Consider the following 15609-nt stretch of genomic DNA (forward strand, 5'->3'; position numbering starts at 1 on the left):
ATGGACAGCACAACACTCTCCCAAACGCCCGGCAGCCGGGTCTCCCAATATCTCGCACTGACCAAGCCGCGTGTTACGCAGCTTGCGGTGTTCTGCGCGGTCATCGGCATGTTCCTGTCGACGCCGGGCATGGTGCCATGGACCGTACTGATCGGCGGCACGGTCGGCATCTGGCTGCTGGCCGGCGCCGCGTTCGCGATCAACTGCCTCGTCGAGCAGCAGATCGACGCCAAAATGCGCCGCACGTCGTGGCGTCCGTCCGCGCGCGGCGAAATCACCACCCCGCAGATCCTGCTGTTCTCGGCCGTGCTCGGCGGCCTCGGCATGTGGACGCTGTACACGTTCGCCAATGCGCTGACCATGTGGCTCACGCTCGCCACGTTCGTCGGTTATGCGGTTATCTATACGCTGCTGCTGAAGCCAGCCACGCCGCAGAACATCGTGATCGGCGGCGCGTCGGGCGCGATGCCGCCCGCGCTCGGCTGGGCCGCGGTAACGGGCCACGTGCCCGCCGACGCGTGGATCCTCGTGCTGATCATCTTCGTGTGGACCCCGCCGCATTTCTGGGCGCTCGCGCTGTATCGCCGCAAGGACTACGAAAACGCCGGCCTGCCGATGCTGCCGAACACGCACGGCGAAAAGTACACGCGCCTGCATATCCTTCTCTACACGATCATCCTGTTCGCGGTCACGCTGATGCCGTTCATCTCCGGCATGAGCGGCGTCGTGTATCTCGCGTCGGCGGTGCTGCTCGGCGCCGTGTTTCTCGCTTATGCGTGGAAGATCTACCGGGAGTATTCGGACGAGCTCGCGCGCAAAACCTTCCGTTATTCGATCGTCTATCTGTCGCTGCTGTTCGCCGCGCTGCTGATCGACCACTACGCCCGCGTCGTGATAGGCGCGTAACACCATGCTCAACAATCGCTTTGCGCGCATTGCGCGCGCCGCTGTGATGGCTTGCACGCTCGGCGCGATGCTGGGCGGCACACTGCTGATGACGGGTTGCGGCAAGCAGCCGCCGGCTTTTACGAATCTCGACATCACCGGCAATACGCAATTCGCCAGCGATTTCTCGTTGCCCGACACGTCCGGCAAGATCCGCACGCTTGCCGACTACAAAGGCAAGGTCGTCGTGCTGTTCTTCGGCTATACACATTGCCCGGACGTCTGCCCGACGACGATGGCCGAGCTGTCACAGGCGTTGCAGCAACTCGGTCCGGAGGACGCGAGGCGCGTGCAGGTGCTGTTCGTCACCGTCGACCTTGAGCGCGATACGCCGCAGTTGCTCGCGCAATACGTGCCGGCGTTCAATCCGAGCTTCGTGGGCTTGCGTCCCGCCAGCGAAGAACAGCTCGCGAAGGTCGCGAAAGACTTCCGCGTGTACTACGCGAAGGTCCCGGGCAAGACGCCCGACAGCTACACGATGGACCACACGGCCGCGAGCTATGTGTTCGACACGGACGGCAAGCTGCGTCTGTTCGCGCGCGATGGCCAAGGCGCGACACCATGGGTGCATGACCTCAAGCTGCTGCTTGATTGACGCGCATCGCAGTCGGCTTTTTAAAGCGGCGCCGCTCACGCCTCCCCGCATCCCTCCTCTCTTCGCGACTCGCGCTCAGACCGGAATCGGCAAATTCAGCCCCGGCGCGAGACGCGTCGTCTTGAACTCCGTCACCTCGTAGCGCGCGAGCTGTTGCAGGGCGAACGGATCGCTCGCGAGAATGCGATCCAGCCTGTCGCGCTCGATACGAACCGCGAGGATGATGCCGCCGTCGCGCGGCACTTTCGGCCCGGCCGCGACGAAGATGCCCGCGTCGAACTGCTCCGCGAGAAACGCGCGATGCGCGTCGAGCGCGTCGTCGATACGATCGAGCGGGGCGGTGTAGATCAGGTTGATCATGTACATGGTCGTTCTCAGGGGCGGGTGAGTGGGCCGTGCGCGGCTACGGCTCTGGATTATCGGTCAGCCGTAGGTTTTGCGTTGCGCTAGCCATTGCGCTTGCGCTCCGCATAACCATATGCGGTAAGGGTATTTCCCAGCTTGCCGCCCATATGAAAGAATTTTGGGCTTGGCCGACGGCGCGCCAGCACGAACCGGAGCGCCGCCCATTTCATCCGACTCCGACATCGATCGGAGCCATCGACTCAAACGTCGAACCGCAACAGCGAGAATCACATGCAGCGCAGAAATATCCTCAAAGCCCTCACCGCAGTCGTCGCCGGTGCGGCGATCCTGACCAGCTTCGGCGCGCACGCCGACGACAAGGTCATCAAGGTCGGCACGATCGGCGGCCCGGACGCGCAGATCTGGGAAGTCGTCACCAAGGTCGCGAAGCGCGAAGGCCTGAACGTGAAGGTCGTCGAGTTCAACGACTACATCCAGCCGAACGCCGCGCTCGACGCGGGCGACCTCGACGCCAACAGCTTCCAGCACCAGCCGTACCTCGATAGCCAGATCAAGCAGCGCGGCTACAAGCTCGTCAACGCAGGCCTCACGTACATCTCGCCGCTCGGCGCGTACTCGAAGAAGCTGAAGTCGTTGAAGGACCTGCCGCAGGGCGCGAAGGTCGCGGTGCCGAACGATCCGTCGAACGAAAATCGCGCGCTGCTGTTGTTGCAGGCGCAAGGGCTGATCAAGCTGAAGGACGGCGCGGCCACAGGCGGCAACAACGCGACGCCGCTCGATGTCGTCGACAATCCGAAGAAGATCAGGTTCGTCGAGCTCGACGCCGCGCAACTGCCGCGTTCGCTCGCCGACGTCGACGCTGCCGTCATCAATACGAACTTCGCGCTGGCCGCCGGCCTGCAGCCAACCAAGGACGCGATCGCGCTCGAAGACATCCACAGCCCGAACGCGAACCTGATCGCCGTGCGCGCGAAGGACAAGGATCAGCCATGGGTGAAGAAGCTGGTCGCGGCGTATCAGTCGGAAGACGTGCGCCAGTTCATCATGACGCAGTTCAAGGGTTCGATGGTGCCGTCGTTCTAAGCGACGCGTTCAGCGCGATCGCAAGCGCAGCCGCATGGCATCAGGAAAGGCACGCGCCGTACAGGCGCGTGCTTTTTTTATAGCTCCAGCTCCCATCTTTCGATTATCAGATCCTGGCCGAAGCGGCGCTGCGCCGCGCTGCCGGCCAACTCGAACCCAGCGCGCTCGCAAAGCCGCCGTGGCTCCGCCAATGCGCTCGCGGTGGTCAGCGTGAGCTTCGTGTAGCCCGCGCGCCGCGCGAAGCGCACGCATTCGCTGAGCAATTGCGTGCCGATGCCGAGCTTCCGCACGTCCGGTTCGACCCACAGCAGGCGCACGCCCGCGACCGTCGTCGAGACCCCGACGAGGCAAACCGAGTCGACCACCAGACCCTCCTGTTCGGCGATCCAGCACTTCTTGCGCAGCGGATCGTTGCGCTGCGCGTACTCGGCGACGACGCGCGCGAGCAAGCCCTCGAACGTGTGATCCAAGCCGTACTGCGCGGCGAACCACTGCGCCTGACGATGCACGAGCCAGCCACATTCGCCGGCGCGCGGCTGACGCAGCACCACGAGCTCGTGCTTCGGCTTGTCGCCGAGCAGGCGCTCGATCAGCTTCATCGCGGCGATCAACTGCTCCTGCGATAGCGCGCTGAGTCTGTCGAGCAGGCCGAGTGCTTCGTGGATGGCGGCGGCGTCGAGCGGCGCGTAGATCGCGTGGCCGTGCTCGGTGAGCGCGATCAGCGACTGGCGTGCGTCGGTGTCGGACGGACGGCGGGTGATCAGCTTGCGTCGCTCGAAACTGCTCAGCAGGCGGCTCAGATAGCCGCTATCGAGCCCGAGCGCGCGCCCGAGCTCCGACGCGGTCTGCGCGCGGGCGCATGATAGCTCGTGTAGCACGCGCACTTCCGTCAGCGAGAACCCGCTTCGAGCCAGATGCTCGTGCAGGGCACCGATGCATTGGGTATAGAAGCGATTGAAATGGCGGACGGCCTGAGCGCGCCGCAGCGCCTCGGAATCTGTCAAGGGCGGCTCCCCGGGACTTTTTATGGTCGGTACAGCGCACTATATCGGCACGACCCTTATTTACAAAGCCACTCCACCCCCGCGAGACACCAACTGGTATTAAATAGGTATTGATTATTTGGGCTGTTGACACCACCAGGAGCCGATAACGACTCGCTGGTATCGTCAAATGCGTGCGATGCGGGAAAGTCCCTGGTCTGCCAATCCCTCCGACGGAGCCCTTGAATCCCGCTGTGATCCCCACTCAGCAAGGCTTTCCGGCGATCCGGACCGGCATGGAACCAGTCCGTTGACTGGTATTATGTTGGTTATATAATGGGCTCTCAATTTTCCGGGCTGTACTGCTCACGGCGTCCCTGGAGCCCCATGGAAACTCGCTGGTCCGCATTGATGCCTGACGTGCGCAACGTCACGCCGCTCTACCTGCAGCTCGCGCGCAACCTGGCGACGGCGATCCATTGCGGCGTCTGGTCGGCCGGCGAGGCGCTGCCTTCCGAGCGTACGCTGTCCGACGCGATCGGCGTGTCGCGCGTCACCGCGCGCAAGGCGATCGAACTGCTGGTCGAGCAGGGGCTGATCCGGCGCTCGCGCGGCGCGGGCAGCTTCATCACGCCGCGCGTCGAAGATCCGCTGTCGCGTCTCACCGGCTTCACGAAGAAGATGCAGCAGCGCGGTTTCCGGCCCGATTCGGTCTGGCTCGAACGCGACGTGCGCGCCGCCAATCGCGACGAGCTGCTGCGCCTCGGCTTGTCACCCGGCGCGGCCGTCACGAGCCTGCGGCGGCTGCGGCGCGCGGACGGCATCGTGATGGCGGTCGAACATTCGGCGCTGCCGGTCGCGATCGTGCCTGATCCGCTGGTGATCGGCGACTCGCTGTACAGCTATCTCGAGCAGCGCGGCGCGGCGGTCGTGCGCGCGTTGCAGCACTTCCGCGCGGTCAACGCGTCGAGCGAAATCGCCGCGCTGATGGACATCGAACCGCGCACCGCGCTGCTGGTCATCACCCGGATCGGCTACTGCGCGGATCAACGCGCGATCGAGCTGACCGACACCTATTGCCGCGACGACTATTACGACTTCGTCGCTGAATTGCGCACCTGAGCTGCGCGGCCCTCGCAGGCCGCAAGTCCGGCGGACGCCATTTGCCGCATACGTATCACGCACCAGAGAGACTCATGCTGACCGGAAACATACTCACCACCGAAGGGTGGATCCACGGCACGCTCGAATACGAAAACGGCCGCATCACGACGCTGTCCGGCGAGCGCGTCGATCCGTCGACGAACGACGCACCGTACATCCTGCCCGGCTTCATCGATCTGCACGTGCATGGCGGCGGCGGCGCCGACGTGATGGAAGCTGGCGACGCGATCGAAACGATCACCCGCACGCATGCGCGCTACGGCACCACGAGCCTGCTCGCAACGACCATGACCGCGCCGCGCGACGAGCTGATGAACGTCGTCGCCGGGCTCGGCAACGTCACGCGGGTGCGCACGCCGGGTTGCGCGCGCGTGCTCGGCGTGCATCTGGAAGGACCGTACATCAACCCCGGCAAGCTCGGCGCGCAGCCCGACGCGGCGGTATCGGCGGTGATGGACGAGGTGCTCAGGTATCTGTCGATCGCGCCGATCCGCGTCGTCACGCTGGCGCCCGAGATCGCCGGCCACATGGAGATCATCTCGGAGATGGCGGCGCGCGGCGTACGCGTGCAGCTCGGCCATTCGCTCGGCACCTACGACGACGCGGTCGCCGCGCTCAAGCACGGCGCGTGCGGCTTCACGCATCTGTTCAACGCGATGTCGCCGCTGCATCACCGCAACCCTGGCCTCGTCGGCGCTGCGCTTGCGCACGCCGAATACGCCGAAATCATTCCCGACCTGCTGCACGTGCATCCGGGGGCGATCCGCACCGCGCTGCGCGCGATTCCGCGCCTGTATGTGGTGACGGACAGCACGTCGGCCACCGGCATGCCCGACGGCGAATACCGCCTCGGCAGCCAGCACGTAACCAAGTGCCTCGGCGGCGTACGTCTGGCCGACGGCACGCTCGCGGGCAGCACGCTGACGATGGATCAGGCGCTGCGCAATCTCGTCTCGATCGGCCTGCCGATCGCCGATGTATCCCACCGTTTGTCACGCTACGCCGCCGACTATCTCGGCATCGAGGACCGCGGCCGCATCGCGCGCGGTGCGTGGGCCGACGTGGTCGTATTCGACCGCGAGCTGGCGCTGAGCGCGACCTACGTCGAAGGAGAAGCCATTGTCGAATATGCTTAAGGAAGCGCTCGCGTCCGCCGCAACAGTAGCCGAGCAGCTCAAGGACACCTCGCGCGTCGCGGCGCTCGCCGCGAAGCTCGCGCAACAGCCGCGCCATGTCGCGCTGACCGTCGCGCGCGGCAGCTCGGACCATGCCGCCAGCTACTTTGCATCCCTGACGATGAGCCGCCTCGGCGTGCCGGTCGCGTCGCTGCCGATGTCGGTCGCGACGCTGCAGCAGGCGCCGCTGCAGGTGCGCGACCAGCTTGCGCTCGCGTTTTCGCAATCGGGCAAGAGCCCCGACCTCGTCGGCACGATGAACGCGTTGCGCGCGGCCGGCGCATTGACGGTCGCCGCCGTGAACGCACCGAGCTCGCCGCTCGCCGACGCGTGCGAATGGCATCTGCCGCTCGTAGCCGGTCCCGAGCTGAGCGTCGCGGCGACCAAGAGCTACATCGCCATGCTGTCGATCTCCGCGCAGCTGGTTGCGCATTGGCAGAACGACGCCGAGTTGCTCGATGGACTGAATACGCTGCCCGACGCGCTGGAACGCGCGGGCCGGCTCGACTGGTCGATGGCCGTGAACGAGTTGCGCGGTATCGAACGGATGATCGTGATTGGCCGCGGTCTTGGCCTCGCGATCGCGCAGGAAGCCGCGCTGAAGCTGAAGGAAACTTCCGGCATCCAGGCCGAAGCGTTTTCGAGCGCGGAAGTGCGTCATGGTCCGATGGAGCTGATCGACCGCGACTATCCGCTGCTCGTGTTCGCGCCGCGTGGCCCGGAGCAGGCGGGTCTGCTGCAACTCGCGCACGACATGAGCGCGCGCGGCGCGCGCGTGCTGCTCGCGGCGCCCGATGACGTCGCGCAAGCCTCGCTGCCGCTCGTCGCCACCGCACACGCGGCGCTCGATCCGATCGCCGCCATCCTGTCCTTTTACGTGATGGCCGCGGATCTTGCCGCCGCGCGCGGGCGCAATCCCGACGCGCCTCGCCATCTCAACAAAGTCACCGAAACTCACTGACGAGAATGACGATGCGACGTGTCGAGAAGTCCAATCTGATGAGCCATTCCGAGAATCACATTGTTTTGCTTGCACCGCTGACCGGACCGGTCGTGCCGCTCGCGAAGGTGCCGGACCCGGTGTTTTCGGGCGGCATGTTCGGCGACGGCATCGGCGTCGATCCGCTCGAGGGTCGGCTCGTCGCGCCATGCGACGGCGTCGTCACGCATCTCGCGCGCACCGGCCACGCGGTAACGCTCGAGAGCGCCGAGGGCGCGCAGATTCTGCTGCATATCGGTATCGACACCGTCGGACTGAACGGCAAGGGTTTTGCGCCGATGGTCGAGCAGGGCGCGCAGGTGCGCGCCGGTGACGTGCTGATCGAGTTCGATCTGGACCAGATCGCGCTGAATGCGCCGAGCCTCGTCTCGGTGATCGCGATTGCGAATTCGGATGCGTTCGAGGTCATCGAGCGGGCGCCGAGCGGGCATGTCAAGGCCGGCGAAACGACGCTGCTGGTGCTGCGCGCGCGCGAGGGCGTCAGCCACGACGCGGTGCGCGAGGCGAGCGCCGCGCAGGTAATGGACGAAGCGCGCCGGCAGATCACGCTGACGCACGCGGGCGGCCTGCATGCGCGGCCCGCGGCGCGGGCGCGCGAAGCGGCGCGCCGCTTCGACGCACGGGTCGAGGTGCGCTACGACGGGCGCAAGGCGTCGATCGAAAGCGTGGTGGGTTTGCTTGGACTCGGTGCCGGCGAAGGCGCAAGCGTCGAGTTGCTCGGCGTCGGTCCGCACGCGCAGGCGGCGGTCGATGCAATCGCTGACGAACTGACGCGCGAAGCGCACGGCGAGGTCGAACCGAAGCGCGAACAGAAAGCGGCGCGGCCAGCGGCAGTCGTTGCGGCGCCCGCCGCGGGCGAGCCGCTCGCGCCGAACATGCTCGCGGGCGTGTGCGCCGCGCCGGGCATCGCGCTCGGCAAGCTGGTGCGCTGGGACGACGCGGATCTCGAGCCGCCGGAGCAGGCGAGCGGCACGTCGGCGGCGGAAAGCCGTCTGCTCGACAAGGCGATCGCGACCGTCGACGCCGATCTCGACACGATCGTGCGCGATGCGTCGCAACGCGGCTCGGTCGGCGAGGCGGGGATTTTCGCGGTGCATCGCGTGCTGCTCGAAGATCCGACACTGCTCGACGCCGCGCGCGATCTGATCAGCCTCGGCAAGAGCGCCGGTTTTGCGTGGCGCGAAGCGATCCGCGCGCAAGTAGGCATTCTGAGTAATGTGGAGGACGCACTGCTCGCCGAGCGGGCCGCCGATCTGCGCGACATCGAAAAGCGCGTGCAGCGCGCGCTCGGCTACACGAGCAGCGCGGCTCGCACCCTGCCGGACGAGGCGGTGCTCGCGGCCGACGAATTCACGCCATCGGATCTGTCGTCGCTCGATCGCACGCGCGTGACCGCGCTCGTGATGGCACGCGGCGGCGCGACCTCGCACGCGGCGATTCTCGCGCGTCAGGCGGGCATTCCGGCGCTGGTCGCGCTCGGCGACGCGTTGCATGCGATACCCGAGGGCACTCAGGTGGTGGTGAACGCGAGCACCGGCCGGCTCGAATTCGCGCCGACCGAACTCGACGTCGAACGCGCGCGACGCGAACGCGGCCGCCTCGCCGACGTGCGCGAAGCGAATCGCCGCACCTCGCAGCAGGCAGCGGCGACCGCCGACGGCCGCGCGATCGAAGTGGCCGCCAACATCGCCACACTCGACGACGCGAACGCCGCGGTCGACAACGGCGCGGACGCGGTCGGCCTGCTGCGCACCGAGCTGCTGTTCATCCACCGCCCGGCCGCGCCGAGCGCGGACGAGCATCGCCAGAGCTATCAGGCGATCGTCGATGCGTTGCGCGGCCGCGCCGCGATCATCCGCACGCTCGACGTCGGCGCGGACAAGGAAGTCGATTATCTGACGCTGCCGCCCGAGCCGAACCCCGCACTCGGCCTGCGCGGCGTGCGCCTCGCGCAGGTGCGCCCCGATCTGCTCGACGACCAGTTGCGTGGCCTGCTCGCGGTGCGTCCGGTCGGCGCCGTGCGCATCCTGCTGCCGATGGTCACCGATGCGGGCGAACTGATCCGCATCCGCAAGCGTATCGACGAGCTTGCACGCGAAGCGGGTAGATCGGAGCCGGTCGAAGTTGGCGTGATGATCGAAGTGCCGTCGGCTGCATTGCTCGCCGATCAGCTCGCGCAGCACGCCGATTTCCTGTCGATCGGCACCAACGACCTGACCCAATACACGCTCGCGATGGACCGCTGCCAACCCGATCTGGCGGCGCAGGCGGACGGCCTGCATCCGGCGGTGCTGCGCCTGATCGCGGCGACCGTCGAAGGTGCCGCGAAGCACGGCAAATGGGTCGGCGTGTGCGGCGCGCTCGCCGGCGACCCGCTCGCGATGCCGCTGCTGGTGGGCCTCGGTGTGACCGAGCTGTCGGTCGATCCGGTCTCCGTGCCAGGCATCAAGGCACGCGTGCGCACGCTCGACTATCAGCTGTGTCGCCAGCGCGCCCGCGATGCGCTAGCGCTCGACTCGGCGCAGGCGGTCAGAGCCGCAAGCCGCGCCACGTGGCCCCTGGAATGAAATTCAGAACTGGGGTTGCCGCGAGAAGGGCCGCTCGCTGCGTCATGCTCCTTGCGAATACGTCGAGTATTCGCGGCGTCGCAATCCTTGCGAGCGGCCCTTCTCGCGGCAACGCACGTGCGTTCCATATGTAAACAGACCCTAGCGAATTTGAGAACCCGCACGCCGTGCGCCCGGCAGCACGTCTGCCTTCACGCGCGGCGCGATTCTCCGTACAGCTGCACCACTCAACCAAGACCTACCCCTACGAGACAAAATTGGAGATACCGATGGATGGAAATCCGTTTCTGAAGATTCAGCGCCTGGGACGCGCGCTGATGCTGCCGATCGCGGTGCTACCGGTGGCCGGCCTGTTGCTGCGGCTCGGCCAGCCCGACGTGTTCAACATCAAGATGATCGCCGATGCGGGCGGCGCGATCTTCGACAACCTGCCGCTCCTGTTCGCGATCGGCGTGGCGGTCGGCTTCGCGAAAGACAACAACGGCGTCGCGGGTCTGGCTGGCGCGATCGGCTATCTGGTGCAGATCGCGGTGATGAAGGACATCAACGACAAGCTCAACATGGGCGTGCTGTCGGGGATCATCGCGGGCATCGTCGCGGGGCTGCTGTACAACCGCTACAAGGACATCAAGCTGCCCGACTACCTGGCGTTCTTCGGCGGCAAACGCTTCGTGCCGATCGTGACAGGGGTGGTCTGCGTGGTGCTAGGCATCGTATTCGGGCATGTGTGGGAGCCGGTGCAGAACGCGATCGACGTGGCCGGCCACTGGCTCACGACGGCCGGCGCGCTCGGCGCCTTCGTGTTCGGCGTGCTGAACCGGTTGCTGCTCGTCACGGGCTTGCATCACATCCTCAACTCGCTGACGTGGTTCGTGTTCGGCACCTTCACGCCGGCGGGCGGTGCGCCCGTCACGGGCGACCTGCACCGCTTCTTCGCTGGCGATCCGACCGCGGGCACCTTCATGACCGGCTTCTTCCCGGTGATGATGTTCGGCCTGCCGGCCGCATGTCTCGCGATGTATCACGAGGCGCCGAAAGAGCGTCGCGCGATGGTGTTCGGCCTGCTGTTCTCGATGGCGCTCACGTCGTTTCTGACCGGTGTGACCGAGCCGATCGAGTTCAGCTTCATGTTCCTCGCGCCGGTGCTGTATGCGATCCACGCGCTGCTGACGGGTCTGTCGCTCGCGATCTGCTCGGCGCTCGGGATTCACCTCGGCTTCACGTTCTCGGCGGGCTTCATCGACTACGTGCTGAACTTCGGTCTGTCGACGAAGGGCTGGTGGGCGATTCCGCTCGGCATCGTCTACTCGGTCGTGTACTACGGTCTGTTCCGCTTCTTCATCCGTAAGTTCAACATGGCGACGCCGGGCCGTGAGCCCGCCGCTGCCGACGAGCAGGTCGAGTCGTTCGCGGCGGGCGGTTTCGTCGCGCCGGCGGCTGGTGCGGCCGTGCCGCGTGCGCAGCGCTATATCGCGGCGCTCGGTGGCGCGGCGAATCTGTCGGTCGTGGATGCGTGCACGACGCGTCTGCGTCTGTCTGTCGTCGATACGGGGAAGGTCTCCGAAAGCGAACTGAAGTCGATCGGTGCGCGCGGTGTGCTCAAGCGCGGCGCGAACAACGTGCAGGTGATCATCGGACCGGAGGCGGACATCATCGCCGATGAGATGCGTACGGCGATCGCGCAGGGTCAGGGCGACGCGGTGAAGGTGGCGGGTGCTGCTGTATCGGCGCCGGCTGCTGCCGCGGCGGCTACTGCTGCCGCGCCGGTCGCGCGAAACGCTGGGCACGCCGATGACGCGCAAGGCGGTCCGCTCGATCCCGATCCGCTGCGCTGGCTCGCCGTGCTCGGCGGCGTGGGCAACGTGATGTCGCTCGATGCGGTCGCGGCGACGCGTCTGCGGGTAGTCGTGCGCGATCCGTCGGCGGTCGATCGTCAGCGCCTCGCGACGCTCGATACCGCGTGGGTGTCGACCGACACGTTCCATATCGTCGTCGGCGAGGCCGCGCGGCGCTATGCGCAGAAGCTGGCCGAGCGCCTGTCGTCGCAAGGCGGCGGCGCGGGCGCGGCGCCGGTGCCGGCGTGATCGGTTGATGGCTGTCGAGCGCTGTTGAGTTGCACGGCGCTCGCAGCACGCCAATAAAAAAGCGGCACCTGGTCCCAAGGTGCCGCTTTCGCGCTTACGACCAGTCCCTAGCGAGTCCCCCGCTTTGCCGAGCGCGCCACCTCGCGCGATTCGAGCCACATCACATTGACGACACCGAACGCCAGCGCGACGCCAACGCCGAGAATCCAGCTGAAATACCACATCGCCAACTCCTGTTTTCTGTTGAAGCGTCGTGCCGGTCAATACATCGAATGGTGGTTTTCCTTGATCGCCGCGGCGGTCACCTTGCCGCGCATCACGCGATACACCCAGCCCGTATAGAGCAGGATGATCGGCAGGAACACGATGACGGCGAACAGCATGATCTCGAGCGTCATGCGGCTCGACGTCGAATCCCACATGGTCAGGCTGCTGCGGCCGTCGAGTGACGATGGCATGATGAACGGGAACATCGAGAAGCCCGCGGTCAAGATCACGCCGACGATCATCAACGACGTCGACAGAAACGCCGTCGCCTCGAAGCGCGAACGCGCGAGCAGCACCGCGAGCACCCCGCCGAGGAGACCCGCGAGCGGCGCAACCGCCATCCACGGGTAGAGCGCGTAGTTGTTCAGCCACAAACCCGGCGCGCCGATCACGGTCTTCATCAACGGATTGGAGACGGCGTCGAGCGGCGGCGCGTCGACGATCTGATAGCCGCCGATCATCGTCGCGACGAGCGCACCCGCGACGAGAAACAACACCACCGTGCACAGCGCCGCGAGCCGCAGCGCCTTCGACGCGCGCTCGTGAACCACCCCATCGGTCTTCCACTTGACGAACGCGGCGCCGTGCGCGGCTAGCATCGACACGCTGACGAGTCCCGTCAGCAGCGCGAACGGATTGAGCAGGCCGAAGAAGCTGCCGTGATAGGTGACGCGCAGATCGGTATCGAACGAGAACGGCACGCCTTGCAGCAGATTGCCGAACGCGACACCGAACACCAGCGCCGGCACGAAGCCGCCGATAAAGAGGCCCCAGTCCCACGCGTTGCGCCAGCGCGGATCCTCGCGCTTGCCGCGATAGTCGAAGCCGACCGGGCGGAAGAACAGCGCGAACAGCACGAGCAGCATCGCGAAGTAAAAGCCTGAGAAGGATGCCGCGTAGGCGAGCGGCCACGCGGCGAACATCGCGGCGGCCGCGGTCACGAACCAGACCTGGTTGCCTTCCCACGTCGCGCCGACCGTGTTCACGACGATGCGTCGCTCGGAGTCGGTGTTGGCGATGAACGGCAGCAGGATCGCCGCGCCCATGTCGAAGCCGTCGGTGAGCGCGAAGACGATCAGCAGTACACCTATCAACACCCACCAGATCAGTCTGAGAGTTGCGTAGTCCATATGGGTTTCTCCTCCGGGGCGGTGCAGCGGTGCGTCATGCGGCCGTGTTCGACAGTGGCTGCGTCACCGGCTGTCCGATCTCGTGGTGATAGCGGCCCGTATGCAGCGACGAAGGGCCGAGCCGCGCGTACTTGAACATCAGCATGATCTCGATGACGAACAGCCCCGTGTAGAACAGCACGAAGCCGCCGATGCTCAGATACAGATCGCGCGGCGTCAGCGTCGACGCGGCCAGGTTGGTCGGCAGAATGCCCGCGATGCTCCACGGCTGGCGGCCCATTTCCGCGACGATCCAGCCTAGCTCGGCGGCGAGCCACGGCAGCGGAATCGCGATGACCGCCCAGCGCAGAAACCAGCGGCGCCTTTCGAGCAGCAACGTGCGCTGCGCGCAGAACCAGAAGGCGAGCACGAAGGTCGCGAGGAACAGCAGGCCAAGGCCGACCATCGTGCGGAACGAGAAGAACAGTGTCAACACCGGCGGAACCGTGCTTCGTGCCGCCGCGGCGATCTGGTCTGGCGTCGCGTCGATGACGTTCGGCGTGAACCGCTTGAGCAGCAGGGCGTAGCCGAGATCGTCCTTGTACTTGTCGAACTCCGCATGCGCCTCGTCGCTGGAGTCGCCGCCCTTTAACCGCTGCAACGCCGAATAGGCGAGCATGCCGTCCTTGATGCGACCTTCGTTTTGGGCGATCAGGTCGCGCAGGCCGACCACGGGTTCGTCGAGCGAGCGGGTCGCGATAATGCCGAGCGCGTACGGCACACGGATCGCATAGTCGGTGCGTTGCTCTTTCTGATTGGGGATGCCAAATATCGTGAACGGTGCCGGCGCGGGCGCGGTGTCCCATTCGGATTCGATAGCCGCGAGCTTGATCTGCTGGACTTCACCGGTGCGATAGCCGGATTCGTCGCCCAGCACGATCACGCACAGCGCCGACGCGAGGCCGAAGCCGGCGGCGATCGCGAACGAGCGCAGCGCGAACTCGGTGTCGCGGCGCTTCAACAGATACCACGACGACACGCCGAGTACGAACATCGCCGCGGTCACGTATCCAGCTGATACCGTGTGCACGAACTTGACCTGTGCAACCGGGTTGAAGATCACCGAGCTGATGCTGTCGAGCTCCATGCGCATCGTCTGATAGTTGAACTTCGCGCCGACCGGATTGTTCATCCAGCCGTTGGCAATCAGAATCCACAGCGCCGACAGGTTCGAACCGAGCGCGACACAGAACGTGACGATCAGATGCTGGATTTTCGACAATCTGTTCCAGCCGAAAAAGAACAGACCGACGAACGTCGATTCGAGGAAGAACGCCATCAGCCCTTCGACGGCGAGCGGCACGCCGAAAATGTCGCCGACGTAATGCGAGTAATAAGCCCAGTTGGTGCCGAACTGAAACTCGAGCGTGAGGCCGGTCGCGACGCCCATTGCAAAGTTGATGCCAAACAGCTTGCCCCAGAACTGCGTCATGTCCTTGTAGATCTGCTTGCCGGTCATCACGTAGACCGATTCCATGATGACGAGCAGCCAGGCGAGACCGAGCGTGAGCGGCACGAACAGAAAGTGATAAAGCGCCGTGATGGCGAACTGGAACCGCGACAGTTCTACGACTTCGCTAACGGGCATGTTGATCACCTCGAGACGGATGCGGGGCGGGCACCGACAGCAGCGCCTGCGCGACCTGCTCAGGCGGCAGCATCATGTGCTGCGCCTGTGGATGATTGAAGAATGTGTACTTGAGCGCCATCAGTAGCACGAACTTGATGGCGAGGATGATGGCGATATCGCGCGCCAGCGTTGGACCGCGCACCCACCTGGTGAACCGGCCGCGCAAGCGCGACCGGACAGTGCTGCTGCGATTCAGGGCTATGGTCATGATCGGTCGAAGACGACTTCACGCCGGTGAGTCCGGCTGGATCCAGACCGCCCTGGCCGTCAGGCAGTCTGGCAGTCTGGCGAATGCATGCCGATTGTAGGAGGTGAACCTCGCGCGCTCAGGTTTAGCCATGCGGCAACACGTCGCGAAACTTGCCGCGTCTGTGCAGTATTGCTACCGGACTTGCGATACGTCAAGAAACGCTTACCGGCCTCGACAGGCCGGCTTGCGGATGGGCCGACGCGAATGCGCGGCCGCGGGGACGCAAGAAAGGGCGAAAAGAATGAAAAAGCCCCGCCGTCTTGCGAGGGCGGGGCTTGAGCGCGATGGTCGCTAAATGGCGCGACCGATTAACGCGTGTCGTTTTTACCTA

At 65.6% G+C, this 15609-nt stretch carries 14 protein-coding genes; 8 read left to right on the plus strand and 6 right to left on the minus strand.

Annotation, left to right across the window (positions count from 1 at the left end; all coding sequences use genetic code 11):
- The gene (gene cyoE, locus OKW27_RS30640) at positions 1–906 is read left to right on the plus strand and encodes a heme o synthase (protein ID WP_090802898.1); all 906 of its coding nucleotides are present in this window, start codon (positions 1–3) and stop codon (positions 904–906) included.
- Positions 907–910: 4 nt separating this feature from the next.
- Positions 911–1540: an SCO family protein gene (locus tag OKW27_RS30645; protein ID WP_429335696.1), complete on the plus strand. Its 630-nt coding sequence runs from the start codon at positions 911–913 to the stop codon at positions 1538–1540.
- A 75-nt stretch (positions 1541–1615) separates the two neighbouring features.
- Here OKW27_RS30645 and OKW27_RS30650 read toward each other — a convergent pair whose 3' ends face one another.
- On the minus strand, positions 1616–1906 hold the full coding sequence (locus OKW27_RS30650) for a YciI family protein (protein WP_090802901.1): 291 nt from the start codon (positions 1904–1906) through the stop codon (positions 1616–1618).
- Between the two features lie 270 nt (positions 1907–2176).
- On the opposite strand from OKW27_RS30650, the gene OKW27_RS30655 reads away from it, so the two are divergent.
- Entirely contained in the window at positions 2177–2989 is an 813-nt protein-coding gene (locus OKW27_RS30655) for a MetQ/NlpA family ABC transporter substrate-binding protein (protein WP_090802903.1), read from the plus strand.
- Positions 2990–3066: 77 nt separating this feature from the next.
- Here the strand turns inward: OKW27_RS30655 and OKW27_RS30660 are convergent, their stop codons facing one another.
- Positions 3067–3993, minus strand: coding sequence for a bifunctional helix-turn-helix transcriptional regulator/GNAT family N-acetyltransferase (locus tag OKW27_RS30660; RefSeq protein ID WP_429335697.1), 927 nt, complete (start codon positions 3991–3993; stop codon positions 3067–3069).
- A gap of 366 nt (positions 3994–4359) precedes the next feature.
- On the opposite strand from OKW27_RS30660, the gene OKW27_RS30665 reads away from it, so the two are divergent.
- The 5 genes from OKW27_RS30665 (at position 4360) to nagE (ending at position 11962) form a co-directional block, all read left to right on the plus strand.
- A complete protein-coding gene (locus OKW27_RS30665; RefSeq protein WP_090802906.1) occupies positions 4360–5094 on the plus strand; it encodes a GntR family transcriptional regulator in 735 nt (244 codons plus the stop codon).
- A gap of 74 nt (positions 5095–5168) precedes the next feature.
- Positions 5169–6272, plus strand: a complete 1104-nt coding sequence (gene nagA, locus OKW27_RS30670) for an N-acetylglucosamine-6-phosphate deacetylase (RefSeq protein ID WP_429335698.1) — start codon at positions 5169–5171, stop codon at positions 6270–6272.
- Positions 6256–7272 (plus strand): SIS domain-containing protein, encoded by a 1017-nt coding sequence (locus OKW27_RS30675; protein WP_090802910.1) that lies wholly within the window; start codon positions 6256–6258, stop codon positions 7270–7272. The genes nagA and OKW27_RS30675 overlap by 17 nt, the downstream gene beginning before the upstream one ends.
- 11 nt (positions 7273–7283) lie before the next feature.
- Positions 7284–9878 carry a phosphoenolpyruvate--protein phosphotransferase gene (gene ptsP / locus OKW27_RS30680; protein ID WP_429335699.1) on the plus strand — a complete coding sequence of 865 codons (2595 nt, stop codon included), beginning with the start codon at positions 7284–7286 and terminating at the stop codon, positions 9876–9878.
- A gap of 269 nt (positions 9879–10147) precedes the next feature.
- Positions 10148–11962 carry an N-acetylglucosamine-specific PTS transporter subunit IIBC gene (nagE, locus tag OKW27_RS30685; RefSeq protein ID WP_429335700.1) on the plus strand — a complete coding sequence of 605 codons (1815 nt, stop codon included), beginning with the start codon at positions 10148–10150 and terminating at the stop codon, positions 11960–11962.
- A 107-nt stretch (positions 11963–12069) separates the two neighbouring features.
- Here the strand turns inward: nagE and cydX are convergent, their stop codons facing one another.
- Genes cydX through cydP form a run of 4 tightly spaced genes read right to left on the minus strand, consistent with a single transcriptional unit; the run spans position 12070 to position 15236 of the window.
- A complete protein-coding gene (gene cydX / locus OKW27_RS30690; protein ID WP_184062516.1) occupies positions 12070–12186 on the minus strand; it encodes a cytochrome bd-I oxidase subunit CydX in 117 nt (38 codons plus the stop codon).
- A gap of 36 nt (positions 12187–12222) precedes the next feature.
- Complete coding sequence (gene cydB, locus OKW27_RS30695) at positions 12223–13359, minus strand: cytochrome d ubiquinol oxidase subunit II (RefSeq protein ID WP_429335701.1); 1137 nt, start codon at positions 13357–13359, stop codon at positions 12223–12225.
- A gap of 34 nt (positions 13360–13393) precedes the next feature.
- The gene (locus tag OKW27_RS30700; protein WP_090802916.1) at positions 13394–14986 is read right to left on the minus strand and encodes a cytochrome ubiquinol oxidase subunit I; all 1593 of its coding nucleotides are present in this window, start codon (positions 14984–14986) and stop codon (positions 13394–13396) included.
- Positions 14976–15236, minus strand: coding sequence for a cytochrome oxidase putative small subunit CydP (cydP, locus tag OKW27_RS30705; protein WP_018419327.1), 261 nt, complete (start codon positions 15234–15236; stop codon positions 14976–14978). The genes OKW27_RS30700 and cydP overlap by 11 nt, the downstream gene beginning before the upstream one ends.
- Positions 15237–15609: the final 373 nt, after the last annotated feature.

This window comes from Paraburkholderia sp. 35.1, assembly GCF_050436525.1.
Taxonomy (GTDB): domain Bacteria; phylum Pseudomonadota; class Gammaproteobacteria; order Burkholderiales; family Burkholderiaceae; genus Paraburkholderia; species Paraburkholderia tuberum.

Bases quoted from the DNA above. Each gene is read 5' to 3' on its own strand.
- cyoE (WP_090802898.1), top strand. From the start codon at position 1: ATGGACAGCACAACACTCTCCCAAACGCCCGGCAGCCGGGTCTCCCAA.
- OKW27_RS30645 (WP_429335696.1), top strand. From the start codon at position 911: ATGCTCAACAATCGCTTTGCGCGCATTGCGCGCGCCGCTGTGATGGCT.
- OKW27_RS30650 (WP_090802901.1), bottom strand. From the start codon at position 1,906: ATGTACATGATCAACCTGATCTACACCGCCCCGCTCGATCGTATCGAC.
- OKW27_RS30655 (WP_090802903.1), top strand. From the start codon at position 2,177: ATGCAGCGCAGAAATATCCTCAAAGCCCTCACCGCAGTCGTCGCCGGT.
- OKW27_RS30665 (WP_090802906.1), top strand. From the start codon at position 4,360: ATGGAAACTCGCTGGTCCGCATTGATGCCTGACGTGCGCAACGTCACG.
- nagA (WP_429335698.1), top strand. From the start codon at position 5,169: ATGCTGACCGGAAACATACTCACCACCGAAGGGTGGATCCACGGCACG.
- ptsP (WP_429335699.1), top strand. From the start codon at position 7,284: ATGCGACGTGTCGAGAAGTCCAATCTGATGAGCCATTCCGAGAATCAC.
- nagE (WP_429335700.1), top strand. From the start codon at position 10,148: ATGGATGGAAATCCGTTTCTGAAGATTCAGCGCCTGGGACGCGCGCTG.
- cydX (WP_184062516.1), bottom strand. From the start codon at position 12,186: ATGTGGTATTTCAGCTGGATTCTCGGCGTTGGCGTCGCGCTGGCGTTC.
- cydB (WP_429335701.1), bottom strand. From the start codon at position 13,359: ATGGACTACGCAACTCTCAGACTGATCTGGTGGGTGTTGATAGGTGTA.
- OKW27_RS30700 (WP_090802916.1), bottom strand. From the start codon at position 14,986: ATGCCCGTTAGCGAAGTCGTAGAACTGTCGCGGTTCCAGTTCGCCATC.
- cydP (WP_018419327.1), bottom strand. From the start codon at position 15,236: ATGACCATAGCCCTGAATCGCAGCAGCACTGTCCGGTCGCGCTTGCGC.